We start from the raw sequence: 19,393 nt of genomic DNA on the forward strand, positions 1-19,393 counted from the left end.
CGACTCCTTCGTCGAGCGTTGTTCAGCGGGTCAGCAGGCCTGCGCGATCGGGGTGCTCGTCGAACCACTTGCCGACGTACCAGCACATCGGGACGACTCGGCGGGCGCTGTTCTCCTCGACGTCGTCGATCGCGAACCCGACGACGTCCGCCGCGTAGCCTTTCCCGCGAAACGTGGGCACGGTATACGTGTGCGGAAAGGCGATCGAGTCGCCGTTGATGCGGTAGTCCGCGACGCTGACGAGGTTTCCGTCCACGTACATCGCGTACCGGCTCTGGTCGGTCTCATTGCGGAACTCGATAGCCATGGACACATCCTGCACCTCTCCGGGCCGCATCGAGCGATGTGCGGACGCGCGGGATACGCCGATTGGAAGCCACCTGGAATGCTCCGACCGATGGAGCGTTTGCTTGAGACATGACCACCATCGGATTTATCGGCTCAGGAAATATCGGCTCTCAACTTGCCCGGCTCGCGGTGGGCCGCGGTTATGACGTCGTGATGTCCAACTCGCGCGGACCGGAGACGCTCCAGGATCTCGTGACGGAACTCGGTGACCACGCCACCGCGGGCACGGTCGCTGAGGCCGCTTCTGCCGGCGACATCGTCGTCGTCACCATCCCGCTGCACGCGATCGACACCGTTCCCGTCGAACCGCTGGCGGGCAAGGTCGTGATCGACACGAACAACTACTACCCGCAGCGAGACGGTCAGATCGCGGAACTCGACGACGAGTCGACGACCACGTCCGAGATGCTGCAGCGGCATCTTCCCGCCTCGCACGTCGTCAAGGCGTTCAATCACATCGCCGCGGCCGACCTGACCACGCAGGGAACGCCGAGCGGGTCAGAGGGGCGGCGCGCGTTGATCGTTGCCGGCGACGATGCGGATGCGAAGAAGACCGTCGCCGACTTGATCGACGAGTTCGGGTTCGACGCGGTCGACATCGGTCGGTTGTCGGAGGGCTGGCGCATCCAGCGTGATACGCCCGGATACGTGAAGCCGTACGCCGCCATCGATCTCGAGAACGCCGTCGCGAACGCGAAGCGCTATCGCGACATGTGACGTCGATGACTGTCGATCGGCCCGCTCCCCGCGCTCGGGGTGCGGGCCGATCCGCATCAGGGACGCTTACGCGCGCGTGTCACCGGCGAAGAGCAGTTCGATCTCGGCGAGATCGTCGTCGGAGGGGGTCCACGCTGTTCCGGCGTCGAGGTTCTGGACGATCTGCTCCGGACGGGTCGCGCCAGCGATGACGCTCGTCAGGCCGGGCTGCGCGAGCAGCCAAGCGAACGTCGCCTGCAGCATCGTGATGCCGCGATCATCACAGAACCGCTGGTAGGCGGAGAGCGTCCCCCACGGCGCCGACGCGAGAACCTCGGGCTTCAGCCGGGTCAGCCGTCCATCCTCAGGAGCGCCGCCCTCGGTGTATTTCCCGGTGAGCAGCCCGTTGTACAGCGGGAAGTACGGCAGGAATCCGAGCGCATAGGCGCGGACGGCAGGCAGGACCTCCCGGTCACTGTGACGCGCGAGCAGGCTGTACTCGTTCTGCGCCGAGACGAACGCAGTCGTTCCTGCGATGGAGGCCGTGAGCTCGGCCTCCGCGATCTGCCAGCCCGCGAAGTTCGAATGACCGATGTAGCGAACCTTGCCCTCCCGCACGAGATCGTCGAGGACGGCGAGCGTCTCCTCGATCGGCGTCGACGGGTCCGGGGCATGCATTTGGTACAGATCGATCCAGTCCGTGCCGAGTCGTCGAAGCGAGCCCTCTACGGCGAGACGGATGTATCGGCGCGACCCACGCGCACCCCAGTCAGGACCATTCGAGCCGTGCATGTCCATGCCGAACTTCGTGGCGAGAACGATCTGTTCGCGGCGTCCGGCAAGCGCTTTGCCCATCATCGACTCCGACCGCCCCGGCTCACCGCCGTAGATGTCAGCGGTGTCGAACAACGTGACGCCGGCGTCGATCGCCGCCCCGATGACGGCGTCTGTACCGGCCTGCGTCTCGGTGGCCGTGCCCGGGCGGCCGAAGTTGTTGCATCCGAGCCCCACGGTGGAGACGACAAGACCAGAGGGACCGAGGTTGCGATATTCGACAGCTGCCATGATCTCGACCCTATCCGCACCCCCTTCACTGGGGCATGCGGGGCTCCTGCGCTGTGGATAGAACAGAGTTTCAAACAAGATCTCCTCAAGGAGCGCTCCCGTGGTTCCCCATCGCTCACCCGACGCGAGTGACAACCAGGACGTCGCTGCCGACGCTCCCGCACCTCCCGCCGCGCGCCTCCAACCGCAACCGCAACCGTCCCAGGCGAGGCGTGTGATCCCTGCCTGGGTGACCACGCCGCCTCCCGCCGACCGGTCCCTCTCGAGCGCCGGCGGAGCGCCCCTGCCCCCGGCCGCCACTGTCGGGTCGGACCCGAGCGCAACACGCACGAACGGCGAGGAACGAACTCGACCGCGGCCGCGAGTCGTCATCCCCGAGCACGCACCAGACCTCGACGCCCTCCCCCCAGCACCGACGTCACCGCCTCTCGGCGGTGCCGCTCCGGCCGCGGCGCTCGCGCGGACGCCGTCGTCGATCGCGAACCCCGCCGCGCCAGCCGGCGCGCTCGAGGCGCCGCCCGCGCGTGGCATTCCGCAAGCACCGGGACGCCCTCGGTTCTCGGTTCCCGGACTCGAGCACATGCTGACCCCGGGCGAGCTGCCGACCTCCCCCGATCCGCAGCCGATCCGCACCACCCCGACCGCGCCTCCCGCTCGTGCGGGTCGCGCAGACCCCGAGCTCGCCGAGCCGCGCTCGCTCCCCGCCACTGCGACGACGGCGTCCCTTCAGCCCTCCGCGTCATCGGTACTGGTCCCGTCGGCGGACGAAATGATTGCGCCTTCCGCTTCGGTCCCGACGGCCAGCGAGACGATCGCGCCTCCCGTTCCGGTCCCGACGGCGGACGAAACGGTCGCGCCTCCGGTTGCGTTTCCGACTGCCGGGGAAGGCGACGCACCGTCAGCTCCATTCCCGTTCCCGTTCCGCGCCGCCGTCGCCGGCGACGCGGCCGAAATCCAGGAGCACAACGACGACGCGTCGGCACGGGCGGTGCTCAGCGCCTCGTCGCCAGTATCGGAAGCGCCGGACCATTCCGGAGCAGCGGAGACCACACCCCGCCGCCAACGGCGTCATGTCGCTGACGGGGCAACAGATCGTCGGCGTCGACGCGCGCGAGGGGCGGCGCCGAGCGGTCGCCGCCGCGCAGCAGCACCACCGGCGCCATCCGCGACGGCTGCCGTCGCGCCGAACGACGTCGCCCCACGATCCACGCGAGACGCGGGCGCTGAGCGCTCGAAGCGCGGCGCGGCCCGAACCGGCCGACTCGACACACGAGCAGCCCGCAGCGCTGAACGGGGCGGAGCGGACCGGATTCCTGGACCGTCCATCGGACCCGCCACGGCGGCTGTCGCACCCTCGGGTCACCACCTCGCGATCAGCGTCGGATCCGGCCCGGCAGCGCTCATCGGAGCGTTCGCGGGTGTCCTCACGATCGCAATCGCTGGGATCTGGTTCACCACCCCCGCAACCGTGCACGGCGCGGCGGTGCTCCTCGGACTGCTCGGCATCGTGCTCTCAGCGATACCACTGCGCCGTCAGGACGCATCGGCATGGCATCGGGCCGCCGGACTGCTCGGTCTCGTGCTCGCGATCGTCGGCACGGTCGTTCTGCTCTACGCCGTCGCGCTCGCAGCCGGACCGGCTGCCGGTATCCACGTTCCGAACCTCACGGGGAGCGAGATCGCGCCGCACCTCGGCCTCTGACGCCGCCTGATTGGGCCTCGAGCAGCCCGCTGATTGGGGCTCGTGCAGTCCGAGTCAGGCGGAAGCGACGAGACGAATCAGATCGCGCGCGTGACACCCCGGGTGAGAATCGCGCTGGTCAGGGCCTCCGTCGCCTCGGCCGCAGCGGAGGGATTCGCGATCAGCACATAGTCGACCGCTGGCAGCTCTGGCAACGCGAGCCGGACCGAGACCTTCACGAGATCGGGCGGGATCAGTGAGTGCGGGAAGACCGCGACGCCGATCCCTGCCCGAGCGGCCGCGAGCACGCCGTTCACGTCGCGAGTGTTGCAGGTGATCCGCCAGGTTCGCCCCGCGGCCTCGAGCGCGTTGATCGCCATCTGCCGGCTCAGGCTCGGCGCTTGGTAGACGATGAGCGGCACCGGCTGATCCGGCTCGACGGCGATGCCGTCTTGCGCCATCCACACCATCTGGTCGGTCGCGACCCTCGTCCCCTCGGCGGATTCACCAGCGGTCTGCTTGATGAACACGAGGTCCAGGTGCCCGGCGTGCAGGCGCCGCAGAAGCTGTCCGGACTGCGCCACCGTCAGCTCGAGGTCGACCTGGGGGTGCAGGCGCCGGAAGTCCCGCAGGATCCTCGGCAGTTGCGTCTGCGCGAGGTCATCGGCCGCGCCGAACCGCAGTCGGCCGCGCGCGGCGACGCCGGAGAAGTATGCGTCCGCGGTGCGGTGCGCCGCGAGGATCGTCCGGGCGAAGCCGGCCATCGCGTCACCGTTGTCGGTCAGCGCGACGCCGCGCGTATCGCGGGCGACGAGCGTGCGAGACACCGCTGCTTCGAGCCGGCGGACGTGCTGGCTCACGGTCGGCTGACTGAGCCCCAAGCGTTCGGCCGCCCGCGTGAAGCTCTGCGTGTCCGCGACCGCGAGGAAGGTCTCGAGGAGGACCGGGTCGAGCATCTCGCACCTCACCTATTACGAATCGCAATGCAGTGATTCCAACCATAGGGGAAGGCAATGATGATTGAACCGTTATGTTCGAATACGGAACCACCCGCCTTCAACCGTCGGAGCACCACCGTGAGCGCGCCAACGACCGCCGCACCCCTCTCCCCGCCGACCGAACCGCTCCCCGTCCAGTCGACCCGCCCGCCGTGGCGCCACACCCTCATCGCACTGAGCGTTCCGAACTTCCGGATCTTCACGGCGACGAACGTCGTCGCAATGACCGCCAGCTGGATGCAGCGCATCGCGCAGGACTGGCTCGTCCTGCAGTTGACCGGTTCGGTCGCCGACGTCGGGATCACCGTCGCATGCCAGTTCGCTCCGATGCTCTTCTTCGGACTCCTGGGGGGTGTGTTCGTCGACCGGTACCCGAAACGGGCGCTGATGATGCTCACGCAGGCGTCGTTCGCGGTCCTCAGCGGCATCCTCGCCGCCCTGACGCTGACGGGGGTGGTCCATGCGTGGCACATCTGGGTGATCGCGTTCTTCATCGGCATCGTCACCGTGATCGACAACCCCGCCCGTCAGGTATTCGTCACGGAGATCGTCGGGAGCGAGCACCTCAAGAACGCGATCAGCCTCAACTCGAGCGTGTTCCAACTCGGCGGCATGATCGGTCCTGCATTGTCCGGGGTCCTGCTGGTGACCGTCGGCGCCGGCTGGTCGTTCGGTATCAATGCCGCTGCGTGCGTCGCCGTCGTCGTGACATTGGCGTTCCTTCGAGTGTCTGAGTTGCACGCGATGCCGTCGATCCCCCGATCGAAGGGGCAGCTGGCCGAGGGCCTGCGCTATGCGATCTCGAAGCCGACGATCATCGTCCCGGTGATCATGGTCGCCTTCTTCTCCGTCTTCGCGCTGACGATGCCGGTCCTGCTCTCGGCGTTCGCTTCGACGGTGTACCACGTCGGGGCCGGAGGCTACGGCCTGTTCAACTCGATGGTTGCGATCGGCGCGCTCTCCGGCGCCCTCCTCTCGACGCGCCGCGCCGTCGTCCGACTCCGCACGATCGTCGGCGGGGTGCTGTCGTCCGGCGTGCTGCTCGTCATCACCGGACTGACGCCCGTGATCACACCGTTCGCCGTGCTCTTGATCACCGTCGGAATGGCACAGCTGCTCTTCATGACGGCGTCGAACTCGCTCGTGCAGATGTCATCGAACCTCGCAGTGCGCGGTCGGGTGATGTCGCTGTACGTCCTCGTGCTGCTCGGCGGACAGGCGATCGGCGGCCCGATCATGGGCCAGATCGTCGATCACTTCGGGGCCCACGTCGGCATGGTCATCGCGGGCGGGATTCCCGCGGCCGCGGCAGCCGTCATCGCCCTCGTCCTCGCACGACGCGGTCACCTGCATCTCGCGCTGCGGACGCGACACCACGTGCCACTGCCGGCGATCGTCAGTCGGTGACGACCGCCGGCTCGGCCCGTCCGGTGCGGGATGCGTCCCGCCGCGCTCAGTAGGCGACGCCGAACCGCTCCCGGTGGTGCGCCGGGTGCTCGAGTTCGTCCACGTAGGCGATCGCGAAATCCGCGCCCGAGATCATCGAGTTGCCGTCAGCATCCGTGAGGAGCACGTCGCCGCCGACGCGGAATGCGCCGGTACGCTCGCCGGGGTTGTAGGACCCGAATGCCGCGGCTGGGCTGACATAGAACCAGTCGACGGGCGTGTCGGAGTTGCGCAGCGCATCCAGGATCTCGGCGTGTGCGCGCGCTTCCGCGGCGAACGCCTCGGGGAACTCGGGAGTGTCGAACAGACGTGGGCCGCCATCGGCGACAACGAGGCTCCCGGCGCCGCCGACGAACGACAGACGCGCGCCGGCAGACGCCGCCGCGTCGAGGAGGCTCGGCAGCGCGTCGAGCAGCCGCTCGCCGTCGGATCCGATCGCGTGCAGTGCCACGACGACCGCATCGGCGCCCGCCACCGTCTCTTTGACGAAGTCGGCGTCGAAGATGCTGCCCTCCGCCACAGCGAGGTCGTCCGCGGCCTGCAGGTTCGAGATGTTCCGCGCGACTGCGACGACGCGCATGCCGCGCGCTCGGGCCTCGGCTGTGATCGCGGAGCCGGCGTAGCCGGTTGCTCCGAAGACGACGATCGTGGACATGAAACCTCCGTTGAGCTGCTGAGTCGGTCGCCGTCCGACGCGCACGGCGTCCGACGGACACCCGAGAGAACGCACTCGGTCGTGCCACATTCCCTCCCCCGCTGCAGCCGGTCGGGGGCGCGTCCCCCAATGCTGAGCGTCCGGCGGGCCACGTCGAGCGGCGCGTGATTGCCTGGAGGTATGCGATCGATCGTCTACACGCGCTTCGGTGACTCCTCGGTTCTCGAGCTCGTCGACCGCCCGGTGCCGGAACCTGGCCCCGGAGAAGTACGGGTCCGGATTGTTGCGTCCGGTGTGAACCCGACGGATTGGAAAGCCCGCAGCGGCGGGACCTACGGCACGTCGATGCCGTTTCCCGAGATCACCCCGAACCAGGACGGCTCAGGGGTCATCGACGCGGTGGGCGCGGGGGTCGACCGACTTCGGGTCGGCGATCGCGTCTGGACATACATGTCCGCCTCGGGGCGTCCCACGGGGACCGCACAGGAGTACACGGTGCTCCCCGCAGAGCGCGTCGTTCCGCTCGCCGCTGATGCGTCATTCGAACTCGGAGCATCCCTTGGCGTGCCTGCGATGACCGCGCACCGGGCCCTGACGGTGCACGAGTTCGGCCCCCGCCGACTCGCCCCTGGCGCCTTGGACGGGAATACCGTGCTCGTTGCCGGAGGCGCTGGCGCCGTGGGCCACGCCGCGATTCAGCTCGCCGTGTGGTCCGGTGCCACCGTGATCACAACGATCAGTTCGGACGACAAGGCGGCGCTCGCGCAGCGCGCCGGTGCGCAGCACACCGTGAACTATCGTCAGGACGATGCTGCGAAGCAGATCCGCGCGATCGCGCCGAACGGCGTCGACATCGTGGTGGAGGTTGCGATCGCGCAGAACAGCGCCCTGAACAGTGCGGTCCTCGCGAACCATGGCGTCGTCGCGATGTACGCCAACAATGGGGGCGACCAGGCGTCGATCGACATTCGACCGAACATGTCGATCAACGCGCGATACCAGTTCCTGCTGCTCTACACGATCGGCCAGGCGGCACTCGATGCCGCCGCGGCCGACGTGAGCGCTGCGGTGCGCGATGGCGCGCTGCCCGTCGGAGCCGAGCACGGCCTCCCGATCGTGCGATTCCCGCTCGAGGAGACCAACCGAGCGCACGACGCCGTTGCATCCGACACCGTCGGCAAAGTCATCATCGACGTCCAGTCCGCGTAGACCCGTCAGCCCATCGAAAGGAACCCGCATGAGCCACATCGACCACGACGACCCATACCGCTCCATCGGCGACGTCCCCGCGTTCACGGTCACCAGTACCGATGTCACCGATGGTGCGACGCTGCCGAACGCGCAGGTGTCGGGCATCTTCGGCGCCGGCGGCGAAGACGTTTCGCCCCAGTTGGAGTGGAGCGGATTCCCCGCGGAGACGCGCAGCTTCGCGGTCACCGTCTACGATCCCGACGCTCCGACCGCGAGTGGGTTCTGGCACTGGGCGGTCGTCGATATCCCCGCCGCGACCACGGCCCTCCCACGCGGCGCCGGCGACGACAGCGGTTCGGCCCTGCCCGAGGGGGCCTTTCAGCTGAAGAACGACGGATCGATCGCCCGATTCCTCGGAGCGGCCCCGCCCGCAGGCGACGGCCCGCACCACTACTTCATCGGCGTGCACGCGCTCGACGTCGATTCGCTCGGCATCCCCAAGGACGCCACTCCCGCCTTCCTCGCGTTCAACCTCGCCTCCCACACCATCGCGCGCGCCGTCATCGTGCCGGTGTACGAAGTGCCTGCCGACGCATGAGCATCGCCCCGGACCCCGAACGCAGCGCCATCGTGTTCGGGGGTGGTGGGCTCGCGGGGATCGCGTGGGAGCTTGGGCTTCTGCAAGGGCTCCTCGACGAGGGCATCCCCCTGGACGATGCCGATCTCGTGGTTGGAACGAGTGCGGGCAGCATGGTCGGCGCCATCCTCCGCTTCGGGATGGTCAGCCAGGCGTTCGACCAGCAGCTCGCGCCACCACCATCGAGCTATGTCGAACCGCCCGCCCTCCCCGCTGACGAGTACGAGGCCCGGTATCGCGCCGCACTTGGCGCCCCACCGATGACCGAGCAGGTGGCTCGGGCCCGCATCGGTGACGCCGCATCACGCGTCACCCACGGCCCGTCCGACGACGAGCGCGTCGCCACGTTCGCCCAGACGCTTCCCGACGCCTGGCCGGATGCGCCACTGCTCGTCACCGCCGTCGACGCCGAGGACGGCACGTTCCGCACGTTCTCATCAGGAGACGACATCCGGCTCCCGCGCGCCGTCGCCGCGAGTTGCTGCGTGCCGTTCGTCTGGTCCCCAGTGCGCGTCCACGACCGGACCTACATCGACGGAGGCGTGCGCAGCGTCACCAACGCCGATGTCGCCGCGGGCTGCGGGCGCGTGCTCGTCATCGCCTGTCGTGATGAGGTCCCGAGTCCGACCGGGCCTGCGCTCGACGCCGCCGTCGCTGCCATGCGAGCGAACGGAAGTCGCGTCGAGGTGGTCGTCGCGGATGCCGGGTCGCAGGCGGCCTTCGGCGACAATTCGCTCGCGCTGAGCTCACAGGCGCCCTCCGCTCACGCCGGGCGCATTCAGGCCGGCGTCGTCGCAGAACGAGTGCGGTCCTTCTGGCTCGACGCGGACGAGCCACGGCTCACACGAACGCAGCCTGCCCCGTGATCGCCCGACCGACGATCAACGTGTTCATCTCACGCGTGCCCTCGTAGGAGTAGATCGCCTCAGCATCGGCGAAGAATCGAGCAACTCCCCGGTCGAGCACTATGCCGTTCCCGCCGAGCACCTCACGGCACCATCCGACGGTCTCGCGCATCCGGGCGGTGGCGAACGCTTTCGCCATCGCCGAATGCTCATCGCGGGCAAGCCCGGCATCCTGCATCGTCGAGGCCTGCATGCACAGCGCAATCGACGCCGTGATGTTGCCCAGCGAGCGAACCAGCAGGTCCTGCACGAGCTGGTGCGCTGCGATCGGCTTGCCGAACTGCACGCGCTCACGCGCATACGCCAGCGCATGCTCGTAGGCTCCGATGGCGATCCCGACAGCCTGCCATGCGACCTCGAGCCGTGTGAGGCGCAGCACGGTCGCCGTGTCGCGGAACGAATTCGCGCGCTGCAGCCGACGCGACTCGGGCACGACCACCCCCGTGAGCGTGATGTCCGCGTTCTGCACGGCCCGCAGCGCGATCTTGTCCTCGATCTTCGTCGCGCGATAGCCCGGCGTGTCCGTCGTGACGAGGAAGCCCTTCACCTGGTCGTCGTCGACGTCCTTCGCCCAGACGACCACGACGTCTGCGAAGGTCGCGTTACCGATCCAGCGCTTCGCACCGTCGAGAATCCATCGGTCGCCGTCGCGCCGGGCGGTGGTGCGCAGTCCCCGCGCCGAGTCCGACCCGGAGAGCGGCTCGGTCAGACCGAATGCGCCAATGAGCTCCCCTGCAGCCATCGGCGGCAACCACTCGGCCTGCTGCTCGTCGCTTCCCGCGACGAAGATCGAGTTCATCGCCAAGCCGGACTGCACGCCGATGAACGTGGCCACGCTCGCGTCGACCCGTCCCGCCTCGAGGGCGGCCCACCCGCGGAACACCGCACTGTTCTCGAACGCACGGACGAGCGGGATCCCCGCGCCGTACGCGCCGACGGCCGCCAGCGGCTTGATGAGCTGCTTCGGAAACTCGGCACGGGCCCAGAACTCGTCGGCGATCGGAGCGACCTCGCGCTCGAGGAACGCCCGCAATGCCCCGATTGCTCGACGTTCCGGCTCGCTCAAGCGGTCTTGGAACCCGTAGAAGTCGGACTCGAGCAGGTCGGGGAGGGGAGATTCCGGCGTGTGGGCCGGGCGGGTCGTCGTTGACATGAAGACCACGATGCATCATTCTCGGAAACGTTGCAAGGAGGTGCGATGGAGTCGCAGGAGTTCGGCGCGCAGGCCGTCGCGCTGGTCCCGACCGCGCTGTCGCACCGTTTGGAGGCGCACTCCGACACCCTCCGCGCGTTTCGTTCCGCCCGGCGCAGCTTCATCGACGGGGACCGCATCGACATGGGGCGCCTCGCAGCGTCGCTCGGCGTCGACCGCACGAGCCTGTTCCGCTGGGTCGGCAATCGTGACCAGCTCATCTCGGAGATCCTGTGGTCGCTTGCCGTGCCGACGCTCGATCAGGCCGGCGCAGCCGCTGCTCCCCCCGGCACCGGCTCCCAACGGATCGTCGACGTCCTCGATCGGTTCACTGCGGACCTCATCCGCGCCGACTATTTCCGAGCATTCCTGACGCGCGAGCCGTCCCGTGCGCTCCGCATCCTGACGACGACCGACTCCGACGTACAGCGGCGTCTCGTCGCCGTCGTGGAGCTCATCATCGAGCAGGAGGTCGCGCTCGCCGCATTCGATCCGGCACCGTTGTCGACACGGGAACTCGCGCGACTCCTCGTCCGAATCTCGGAATCGTTCACGTACGCGGACCTCATCAGCGGTGAGCCGCCGGACGCGCATCGTGCCCGCGCCGCGTTCGAATACGTGCTGCGGCCGAGTGCCGACGCGATTCGCGCAGACCGGGCCCGAGCCTCCAGGATCGACTCTGCAATCGACGAGCACCCCGAAAGGCAGTCATGACCGACGTCCCCGCGCTGGCCGCGTTCCCGTTCCGCCGCACGTTCCCGACGCGATGGAACGACAACGACATGTTCGGGCACGTCAACAACACGATCTACTACGCAGCCATGGACACGACCGCGACGTACTGGTTCGGGCAGCTCGCGGGCCTGGATCCGTTCAGTTCCGAGTGGATCGCCGTCGTGGTGTCCTCGAATTGCCGGTTCATCGAATCCGCCGTCTATCCGGATGTGATCGAGGTCGGTATGCGGTCGAAGCACCTCGGCCGCACCAGCCTGTCTTGGGAGTTCGCGCTTGTCCGGCAATCCGACGGGGCGCTCCTCGCGACCGGCGAGTTCGTGCACGTGATCATCGACCGGACCGGGGCACGCCGCCCGATCGCGATTCCGGAGAGCCTGCGGGCGCTGATCACCGAGACGATGGTCGCCGCGGCAGACTGAGGTCAGCCGACCTCGCGGGCCAGCGACCGAAGCGTCGCGGCCGCCGCATCGAACTCCGCTGCCGCCCGATCGCGGAGCGCTGCCATCGCGGGAAGCCGTTCCGCAAGCGTCGCCGACGCGGTGACGATCCGGACCTCCATGCCGAATGCGTTTCCGAGGATGATCGACAGCACTGGCGACCCGTGATCCCACCCCGCTGTCGCAGTCCCGTCGTCGTAGGTGCCGCCGCGAGTCACCGCCACGACGGCAGGTCGCCCCGCGAGCGGCTGCGCTCCTCCCGGTTCGGCGGGGGTGAGCACACCGGGCACGTGGACGCGGTCCAGCCACGCCTTGAGCGTGGAGGGCACGGTGTAGTTGTACAGCGGCGCGCCCACGAGCAGAACGTCGGCGGCGAGCAGCTCGTCGATGATCTCCTGCTGCAGCGCGGCCGCCGCTGCCGGGACGATCGCGCCCGCGGGCCGTGCACCCTCGGGCCAGTGCAACGCAGCGGTCTCCAAATGCGGCAGCGGATCCGACTGCAGGTCCCGATAGACGACCGTGTAGTCCGCGCCGCGGGCTCGCCACGCATCCGCGAAGGCGGCCGTCAGGGCTCGGGACCGCCCCCGGTCGAGGTCGGCGGACGAGTCGAGGTGCAGCAGCGTCGGCATGGTGCAACGCTACCGGGCGGCGTCAGTCGGCGATCCGGACCTCGTCCTCGCGACCCAACGCCCGCACGTGGTAGCCCGTCTGCGCGACGGCGGAGGCGAGGAGGAATCCGCTCATCGATCCGATTCCCCCGTGGAAGGGCACGAGCGACGCTACGTCGTACAGCGTCGGGCGATCGAGCGCGTCCAGTGCACGCGCGACATGGGCGGTGCGCTCGGCACGGTGCGCGATGAGCGCTGCCGCGCGGTCGGGCAGTCCGCGGAATCGATACTCATGCCCCGGCGCGACGACGAGCCGTCCAGCGTCCGGGAGGCGCGCCACACGTTCCAACGACCGGATCGCGTCGTCGAGCGGGTTGCGTTGCGTTCGCCCACCGAGTCCGACGCCCGGGTTGATCCGCGGGAGCACGTGATCCCCGCTGAACAGGATGCCGTCTGCCTCGTCGAGGAGGCAGACGTGCCCGTCGGTATGGCCCGGTGTGTGCACGACACCCAGACGCGTATCGCCGATGTCTACGGTCATCCCGTCGATGAGGTCGAGGTCCACCGCGAAGTGCTCCGGGTCGGGCACCGGCGCACCCCGGCCGGTCCCCCACGCGGCGAGCACGCCGGGAAGGAGTGCCGACGGGACGCCCCAGCCACGAGCCTCCTCCGCGTCGTCGACCCGCTCGGCCGCCCATCCGCGGATGTGCCCGACGTCGAGCGGATGCATCGCAAGGGAGGCGCCGGTGCGGTTGCGAATGACCGTCGCCGCCCCCAGGTGGTCCAAGTGCAGGTGCGTGATCAGCACGAGTGAGACGTCGTCGATGCGGCGTCCGATGGCCGTGAGACCGTGCTCGAGGGCGGTCAGCGATCCCGGGTCGGACCAACCAGGGTCGATCAGCGCCAGACCGGCGGCGCCGCCGTCGATCGCATAGCAGAGCGTGAAGTCTGGGACTCCGACGGCGAACGGGACGGGAATCGACCACAGTCCAGGCCGGAGCCTCTCGACCGGTGGCAGCGCGCCGCCTCGCAGCGCAGCCGCCTGTGCAGCACTGATCGCTCCTGGGATACCCGTCGAGACGCCTCGTGCCACCCGGTCAGCCTATTGGCGCTGCCCGTCGCGTCCGCAGAACGGCCGACCGCACCCGCTGTTAGCCTGCAGCAATGCCGGACACGATCGGGAGCTACACGCCGGAGCAGGTCGAGCAGTACTACGCCGTCGGGGACTGGCAGGACGCCGTGCTCTGGGATCTCGTCGTGGAGCGCGCCGCGGAGCACGGCGAGCGCGTCTTCGTCACCGATGGGGACGGCGCCCTCACCTACGCCGAGCTCTGCGAGCAAGGGCTTCGCGTCGCGGCTGGTCTGCGCGGACTCGGCGTGCAGCGCGGCGACCGCGTGGTCGTGCAGATGCCGAACTGGCGTGAGTTCGCCGTGATCGTCGTCGCGCTATCTCGACTCGGCGCGATTCTCGTTCCCACGATGCCGATCTTCCGGCGCGACGAGGTCGGCTATGTGCTTGCGCATTCCGGCGCGCGTGTGGTCATCGGTCCGGAGGTCTTCCACGGCTTCCGCCACATCGACATGTATCGAGAGATTGCCGACGACGTCGACACCCTCGAACACGTGGTCGTCGTGCGACCGTCGGATCCGACGGCGCTCGACGGCGCCATCGATTTCGCTGTGCTCATCGCTCCCGGCAACCTCGATGCGATCGATCGTGGCCTCGACTCGCCCGCGGCGCCCGACGACGGTGCGCTCGTCGTGTACACATCGGGGACGACGAGCCGTCCGAAAGGCTGCTACCACTCCTTCAACACGATTCACGCCGCGGCGAAGCTGCTGAACGACCGCCTCGATGTCGATGGGAGCGACACGCTGTTCAATCCGTCGCCGGTTGCGCATTCGACCGGGCTGATCACGGGTCTTCTCATGCCGCTCTTCGTCGGTGGAAGCACCCATTTCATGGCGGAGTGGCAGCCCGCCGACGGCCTGCGACGTATCCGCGAGTACGGGTGCACCATGACCGTGACCTCCACGACCTTCCTGACCACCACGATGGAGGCGTTCGACCCCGCGAGCGACGACATCGGGTCGATGCGGTACTGGGTCTGCGCTGGATCGCCGATCCCGGGAGCGGTCGTGCAGCGGGCCCGGGAGATGTTCCCCTCGTGCCAGATCCTCTCGCTCTACGGGCGCAGCGAGAACATGACCACCACACTGTGCGCTCCCGAGGATCCCCCCGAGAAGTCGGTCACCTCCGACGGCCGCGCGCTGGCCGACTCAGTGGTTCGCGTCGTCGGCGAGCACGGCGAGCCGCTCCCCGTCGGGGAGGCCGGGGACATCGCGTATCGCGGTCCGTCGCACATGCTCGGCTATTACCGGGACGACGAGCAGACCGCACTGCTCTTCACCGCCGATGGGCTCTCCCGTTCGGGCGACCTCGGCGTGATGGACGCGGACGGGTTCGTCCGGGTGACCGGCCGGATCAAGGACATCATCATCCGTGGGGGCATCAACATCTCGTCACGCGAGGTCGAGGATCTGCTCGAGGAACTGCCTGCGGTGCGCGCGGTGGCGGTCGTGGCGATGCCCGATGAGCGGCTCGGCGAGCGCTCCTGCGCCTTCGTCGTCCCGGCGCCCGGTCATGAGGCGCCCTCGCTCGCTGAGGTGACGGCGTTCCTTCGCGGCAAAGCGATCGCGGTGCAGAAGCTACCGGAGCGCGTCGAGATCGTCGAGGACCTGCCGATGACACCCGTCGGCAAGGTGCGAAAGAACGTGTTGCGCGATCGGATCAGCGAGATTCTCGCGCTGGAGGCCGCGGCCGAGTAGGCAGGGTCCATGCCTGCATTCGCTCCCATGCTCGCGAAAGCCGTGACGCGCCTCCCGGAGCCGGACAGCGTCCCGGGCGGCCTGTCGTACGAGCCGAAGTGGGATGGGTTTCGCGGCATCGTGACCTTCGACGGTTCCGACGTCACAATCGACAGTCGAGGCTCGAAGCCCCTGACACGCTATTTTCCCGAACTCGTGCGCGCCTGCACCGCGCAGCTGGCGGTGCCGTGCGTCCTCGATGGCGAGATCGTGATTCGACGAGGGGCGGACGGTGCGGAGCGACTCGACTGGGATGCCCTCACGCAGCGAATTCACCCGGCGGCCTCTCGGATTGAGCGCTTGAGCGCGGAGACGCCGGCATCGTTCGTGGCGTTCGACCTGCTCCGCCTTGGCGACCGCGACTGCACGTCGCTGTCGTTCGACGATCGTCGCGCGCTGCTCAAGGAGCTCGCGCGGACCTTCGAGGCGCCACTGCATCTCACACGGACGACCTATGACTCAGCGACCGCGGCGGACTGGTTCACGCGATTCGAGGGCGCGGGGCTCGACGGCGTCGTCGCCAAGCCGCGAGCGCTTCCGTACCAGGAGAACAAGCGCGTGATGCTCAAGGTGAAGCATCATCGGGAGGCCGACGTGGTCGCGATCGGATACCGGGTCCACAAGTCGGGCAGCGGAGTCGGCTCCCTGCTCCTCGGTCTCTACGACGACGAGGGAACGCTGCGGATGGTCGGGGGCGTCTCGGCATTCTCCGACGTGCAGCGGCAGGCACTCGTCGAGGAGCTGGAGCCCGTGGTCGAGCGTGACGCAGATGGGAGGCCCGTCACGGACGCCACGGAGCGGTCGCGGTTCTCGTCCGGTCGCGACACCGGATTCATCCGCCTGCGCCCGGAACGCGTGCTGCAGGTCCGCTACGACCAACTGGAGGGCGACCGATTCCGCCACACGGTGCAGTTCGATCGGTGGCGGCCGGACCGTGACCCGTCATCGTGCCGGTTCGATCAACTCGATGTCCCCGAGGCATACGACCTGGGCGCCGTCCTCGACTGATCGCGCAGTTCCTATCCGTTCAGCGCCAACCCCTTTCAGGAGTAGTTAGCCGAACTAGTATTACGAGTGAGCGATTTTTTGATCGCCGATGGATCTTCCCGATTGGAGTGGTTCGAATGAGCACGCATCTCCTCACTCGCCCGTCGCAGCGCAGCCCGTTCACCGAGGTGCGTCGTGCGCGGCAGCAGCGTGCGCTCGCGACCAGCGCGACCGTCACGGGCATCCTCAGCGTGACGGTCACGGCCGTCGCCCTCGTGACGATCGGTTTCGGCGCATGATCGGCTCGGACGGCATCACCGACGCGCATCGGACCACCTGGAACCGGCTGACGCGTCTGCATCTCGCGACGACCTCGATCCCGGATCGGACGACCTTCAGGGACGACGCGGAGCGCTGCGACGCGCGACGCTGACGCGACATCCTGGTGGAGCGGTGCGTCGCGACGACGACGAGCCGGCGTGACGTCGGCGACTCGGCGTTCCGTCTGGCAGACGCGAGCTGGACTGACGCGTTAGCCCTTCCGCGCTCGTGACGGTTGGACCCGCGGAGGCTCGCCCGGCATCTTCGGATAATCCGGCGGGAAGGGCAGTTCACCGAGACCGTTCGCGAGGTCCCGCTCCCACCACTCCAGCAGCCCATCGATGGCGGCCGGCTCCTCCCCCATCGTCTCCCACGGGTCTCCCGTCATGCAAAGCCGTTCGGGTGCGGAGCGAACGGTGTGCTCACTGGGATCCGCGGTTGGGAGCTCATCCCACGTCAACGGCATCGACACGGTCGCGCTCGGGAGCGCCCGAGGGCTGTAGGCACCGGCGATGGTTCGGTCCCGATTCGCCTGGTTGAAATCGACGAAGACGCGCCGCCCTCGTTCTTCTTTCCACCACGCCGTCGTCACGCGGTCCGGCATCCGCCGCTCGAGTTCCCGAGCCGCTGCGATCACGGCATGCCGCACGTCGAGGAACTCGTGCTCGGCGCGAATGGGCGCGTAGACGTGCACGCCGCGGTTGCCCGACGTCTTCACCCACGCGGTCAGGCCGACCTCGGCGAGCACCGCCCGGAGCTCGATGGCCGCCGGAACCGCATCGCTGAAGTCGGTTCCGGGCTGCGGATCCAGGTCGATGCGCAGCTGGTCGGGCAGGTCGGACGTCTCGGCGCGCGACGCCCACGGGTGGAACACGATCGTGTTCATCTGGGCGGCCCAGACCGCCGCCGCGGGTTCGTCGATGATCATCTGCGGGTGGGCACGAGCGCTCGGGTAGGTGACCGTCACCGCGCGAATGAACTCCGGTGCACCCTTCGGCAAATTCTTCGAGAAGAAAAACTCCCCCTCGACGCCGTCGGGGAAGCGCTGCAGCGACACCGGGCGATCGCCGTTCGCGCGGACGAACGCATCACCCACCGCCACGAGGTATTCGGCGAGATCGAGCTTCGTGATCCCGAGCGCCGGCCAGAGCACGCGCGTCGGGCTCGAGATTCGCACCGCGCGGTCGCCGTCGGGGCCCGCCACGGTCAGCACGGTCGCATCGCTCGCCATGGCGTGGACGCTACTCTCGGCGCGCTCGACGCTGGCGTGCAGCGAGCGCGTTGCGCTTGTCCAGCCGCTCGACGCTCCCGTCCGGCGCCATCAGCCGCATTCTTCGGGAGGCCCGTCACGCCCTGGGTAGGCTGGTATCTGTGACTGACTCCCCCGACGCCGGGCCTTCGTCACCGCTCCGGATCGCGCTCGTCTCGCTGCACACGTCGCCAGGCGATGAGCCCGGATCCGGCGAGGTCGGTGGGATGAACGTCGTCGTCCGGCACCAGGCGGAGGCGCTGGCCGATCTCGGGCATCACGTGGACATCGTCACCCGGCGGTCGTCGCCCAACCAGCCGGACGCGGTCGAACTCGTCGACGACGTGTGTCTCCGATTCCTCTCGGCAGGGCCGGCGGAGCCTCTGCCCAAGGGCGAGCACGACGCGTTCATCGAGCCGTTCCGCGACGAACTCGCGGCGCTCGGATCGTACGACATCCTCCACGCGCATCACTGGTTCTCGGGGATGGCCGCACTGCCGGTCGCGCGAGCGCGCAGCATTCCGCTCGTTCAGTCGTTCCACTCGATCGCGGCGCCGGCCGACTCACCGCTGTCCGACGGCGAGCGCCCGGAGTCGGTCGGCCGCCTTGCCGGTGAGAGGCTGCTGGCACAGCGCGCCGACGCGCTCGTCGCGGTGAGCCAAGCCGAGGCCGACACCATCCGGATGCGGCTCGGCGCCGATCCTGCGCGCGTGTGGATCGTGCTCCCCGGCGTGGACGGATCGGTGTTCCGACCGGCCGGCGCGCCCACGCGGGCCCGCCGGCCGTACATCGTCGCGGCCGCCCGGGTGCAACCGCTGAAGGGCCTCGACCTCGCGATCGAGGCCCTGGCGCGCGTCGACCCGACCATCCGGCCCATGCTCGTCATCGCCGGTGACGCGTCGAGCGAAGCCGGCGGATACCCGGACGAGCTCCGTGCGCTCGCCGACGGGCTCGGGATCGGCGAGGAGGTCCGGTTCGTCGGCCCGCAGTCGCGAGCCGATCTGGCGTTTCTGTTCCGCGGCGCCGTGGCCGTGGTCGTGCCCTCGCACTCCGAGACCTACGGTCTGGTCGCCCTCGAAGGGTCGGCATCGGGCGTGCCGGTCATCGCCGCCGCGGCCGGTGGCCTCCGCGAGGCCGTGGTCCATGGAGAGACCGGCGTCGTACTGGAGTCGCGCGACCCCGACGTCTGGGCCGCGGAGATCACGCACGTGCTCACCGATGCGGCGTATGCGACCGATCTCGCCGCGGCTGGCCGTGAGCATGCCGAGCGGCTCAGCTGGGAACGCTCGGCAACCGGGCTCATCGCCGTCTATCGGAGGCTCCTGACCGCGACGTGATCGAGGGCACCTCGCCGCGAAGTGACAGGATGAGTCA

At 68.7% G+C, this 19,393-nt stretch carries 21 protein-coding genes; 13 read left to right on the forward strand and 8 right to left on the reverse strand.

The features are described 5' to 3' along the window. Nucleotides 1-22: 22 nt before the first annotated feature. Entirely contained in the window at nt 23-307 is a 285-nt protein-coding gene (locus CAM01S_RS10095; protein ID WP_066520598.1) for a GNAT family N-acetyltransferase, read from the reverse strand. A gap of 110 nt (nt 308-417) precedes the next feature. On the opposite strand from CAM01S_RS10095, the gene CAM01S_RS10100 reads away from it, so the two are divergent. Then, complete coding sequence (locus tag CAM01S_RS10100; protein WP_066520605.1) at nt 418-1,065, forward strand: NADPH-dependent F420 reductase; 648 nt, start codon at nt 418-420, stop codon at nt 1,063-1,065. A 66-nt stretch (nt 1,066-1,131) separates the two neighbouring features. On the opposite strand, the gene CAM01S_RS10105 is transcribed toward CAM01S_RS10100, so the two are convergent. Further along, on the reverse strand, nt 1,132-2,109 hold the full coding sequence (locus CAM01S_RS10105; protein ID WP_066520608.1) for an aldo/keto reductase: 978 nt from the start codon (nt 2,107-2,109) through the stop codon (nt 1,132-1,134). Nucleotides 2,110-2,209: 100 nt separating this feature from the next. Here CAM01S_RS10105 and CAM01S_RS10110 point away from each other — a divergent pair, with 100 nt between their 5' ends. Further along, on the forward strand, nt 2,210-3,811 hold the full coding sequence (locus tag CAM01S_RS10110; RefSeq protein WP_066520613.1) for a hypothetical protein: 1,602 nt from the start codon (nt 2,210-2,212) through the stop codon (nt 3,809-3,811). Nucleotides 3,812-3,888: 77 nt separating this feature from the next. Here the strand turns inward: CAM01S_RS10110 and CAM01S_RS10115 are convergent, their stop codons facing one another. Next, nucleotides 3,889-4,746, reverse strand: coding sequence for a LysR substrate-binding domain-containing protein (locus CAM01S_RS10115; protein ID WP_066520618.1), 858 nt, complete (start codon nt 4,744-4,746; stop codon nt 3,889-3,891). A gap of 120 nt (nt 4,747-4,866) precedes the next feature. Between CAM01S_RS10115 and CAM01S_RS10120 the strand changes: the two genes are divergently transcribed. Beyond that, entirely contained in the window at nt 4,867-6,195 is a 1,329-nt protein-coding gene (locus tag CAM01S_RS10120; RefSeq protein ID WP_066520623.1) for an MFS transporter, read from the forward strand. 46 nt (nt 6,196-6,241) lie between these two features. Here CAM01S_RS10120 and CAM01S_RS10125 read toward each other — a convergent pair whose 3' ends face one another. After that, nucleotides 6,242-6,889, reverse strand: coding sequence for an NAD(P)-dependent oxidoreductase (locus CAM01S_RS10125; protein WP_066521230.1), 648 nt, complete (start codon nt 6,887-6,889; stop codon nt 6,242-6,244). Between the two features lie 180 nt (nt 6,890-7,069). On the opposite strand from CAM01S_RS10125, the gene CAM01S_RS10130 reads away from it, so the two are divergent. Genes CAM01S_RS10130 through CAM01S_RS10140 form a run of 3 tightly spaced genes read left to right on the forward strand, consistent with a single transcriptional unit; the run spans nt 7,070 to nt 9,583 of the window. Beyond that, nucleotides 7,070-8,098: an NADPH:quinone reductase gene (locus CAM01S_RS10130; RefSeq protein ID WP_066520627.1), complete on the forward strand. Its 1,029-nt coding sequence runs from the start codon at nt 7,070-7,072 to the stop codon at nt 8,096-8,098. Between the two features lie 28 nt (nt 8,099-8,126). Further along, nucleotides 8,127-8,678 (forward strand): YbhB/YbcL family Raf kinase inhibitor-like protein, encoded by a 552-nt coding sequence (locus CAM01S_RS10135; protein WP_066520628.1) that lies wholly within the window; start codon nt 8,127-8,129, stop codon nt 8,676-8,678. Further along, entirely contained in the window at nt 8,675-9,583 is a 909-nt protein-coding gene (locus CAM01S_RS10140) for a patatin-like phospholipase family protein (RefSeq protein WP_066520634.1), read from the forward strand. Before CAM01S_RS10135 ends, CAM01S_RS10140 begins: the two co-directional genes overlap by 4 nt. Here the strand turns inward: CAM01S_RS10140 and CAM01S_RS10145 are convergent. Next, the gene (locus CAM01S_RS10145) at nt 9,558-10,775 is read right to left on the reverse strand and encodes an acyl-CoA dehydrogenase family protein (protein ID WP_066521233.1); all 1,218 of its coding nucleotides are present in this window, start codon (nt 10,773-10,775) and stop codon (nt 9,558-9,560) included. The genes CAM01S_RS10140 and CAM01S_RS10145 overlap by 26 nt on opposite strands. 45 nt (nt 10,776-10,820) lie before the next feature. Between CAM01S_RS10145 and CAM01S_RS10150 the strand changes: the two genes are divergently transcribed. Continuing rightward, the gene (locus CAM01S_RS10150) at nt 10,821-11,528 is read left to right on the forward strand and encodes a QsdR family transcriptional regulator (RefSeq protein ID WP_169795863.1); all 708 of its coding nucleotides are present in this window, start codon (nt 10,821-10,823) and stop codon (nt 11,526-11,528) included. Next, nucleotides 11,525-11,968, forward strand: a complete 444-nt coding sequence (locus CAM01S_RS10155) for an acyl-CoA thioesterase (RefSeq protein WP_066520640.1) — start codon at nt 11,525-11,527, stop codon at nt 11,966-11,968. The genes CAM01S_RS10150 and CAM01S_RS10155 overlap by 4 nt, the downstream gene beginning before the upstream one ends. Before the next feature lie 2 nt (nt 11,969-11,970). Here CAM01S_RS10155 and CAM01S_RS10160 read toward each other — a convergent pair whose 3' ends face one another. Further along, a complete protein-coding gene (locus tag CAM01S_RS10160) occupies nt 11,971-12,615 on the reverse strand; it encodes an FMN-dependent NADH-azoreductase (RefSeq protein WP_066520644.1) in 645 nt (214 codons plus the stop codon). Between the two features lie 22 nt (nt 12,616-12,637). Continuing rightward, the gene (locus CAM01S_RS10165; protein ID WP_066520649.1) at nt 12,638-13,687 is read right to left on the reverse strand and encodes an MBL fold metallo-hydrolase; all 1,050 of its coding nucleotides are present in this window, start codon (nt 13,685-13,687) and stop codon (nt 12,638-12,640) included. 71 nt (nt 13,688-13,758) lie between these two features. Here CAM01S_RS10165 and CAM01S_RS10170 point away from each other — a divergent pair, with 71 nt between their 5' ends. From CAM01S_RS10170 to CAM01S_RS14680, 4 genes are all read left to right on the forward strand, one after another. Then, on the forward strand, nt 13,759-15,423 hold the full coding sequence (locus tag CAM01S_RS10170; RefSeq protein WP_066520651.1) for an AMP-binding protein: 1,665 nt from the start codon (nt 13,759-13,761) through the stop codon (nt 15,421-15,423). 9 nt (nt 15,424-15,432) lie between these two features. Beyond that, a complete protein-coding gene (locus CAM01S_RS10175) occupies nt 15,433-16,470 on the forward strand; it encodes an ATP-dependent DNA ligase (RefSeq protein WP_066520658.1) in 1,038 nt (345 codons plus the stop codon). 116 nt (nt 16,471-16,586) lie between these two features. Further along, nucleotides 16,587-16,748: a hypothetical protein gene (locus CAM01S_RS14675; protein WP_157071507.1), complete on the forward strand. Its 162-nt coding sequence runs from the start codon at nt 16,587-16,589 to the stop codon at nt 16,746-16,748. Then, nucleotides 16,745-16,882: a hypothetical protein gene (locus CAM01S_RS14680; protein WP_157071508.1), complete on the forward strand. Its 138-nt coding sequence runs from the start codon at nt 16,745-16,747 to the stop codon at nt 16,880-16,882. The genes CAM01S_RS14675 and CAM01S_RS14680 overlap by 4 nt, the downstream gene beginning before the upstream one ends. Nucleotides 16,883-16,981: 99 nt before the next feature. Here the strand turns inward: CAM01S_RS14680 and ligD are convergent, their stop codons facing one another. After that, complete coding sequence (ligD, locus tag CAM01S_RS10180) at nt 16,982-18,001, reverse strand: non-homologous end-joining DNA ligase (RefSeq protein WP_174520428.1); 1,020 nt, start codon at nt 17,999-18,001, stop codon at nt 16,982-16,984. 140 nt (nt 18,002-18,141) lie between these two features. Between ligD and CAM01S_RS10185 the strand changes: the two genes are divergently transcribed. Then, nucleotides 18,142-19,356 (forward strand): glycosyltransferase, encoded by a 1,215-nt coding sequence (locus CAM01S_RS10185; protein ID WP_066520662.1) that lies wholly within the window; start codon nt 18,142-18,144, stop codon nt 19,354-19,356. The last annotated feature ends 37 nt before the right edge of the window (nt 19,357-19,393 follow it).

This window comes from Curtobacterium ammoniigenes NBRC 101786 (genome assembly GCF_001571045.1).
GTDB lineage: Bacteria > Actinomycetota > Actinomycetes > Actinomycetales > Microbacteriaceae > Curtobacterium > Curtobacterium ammoniigenes.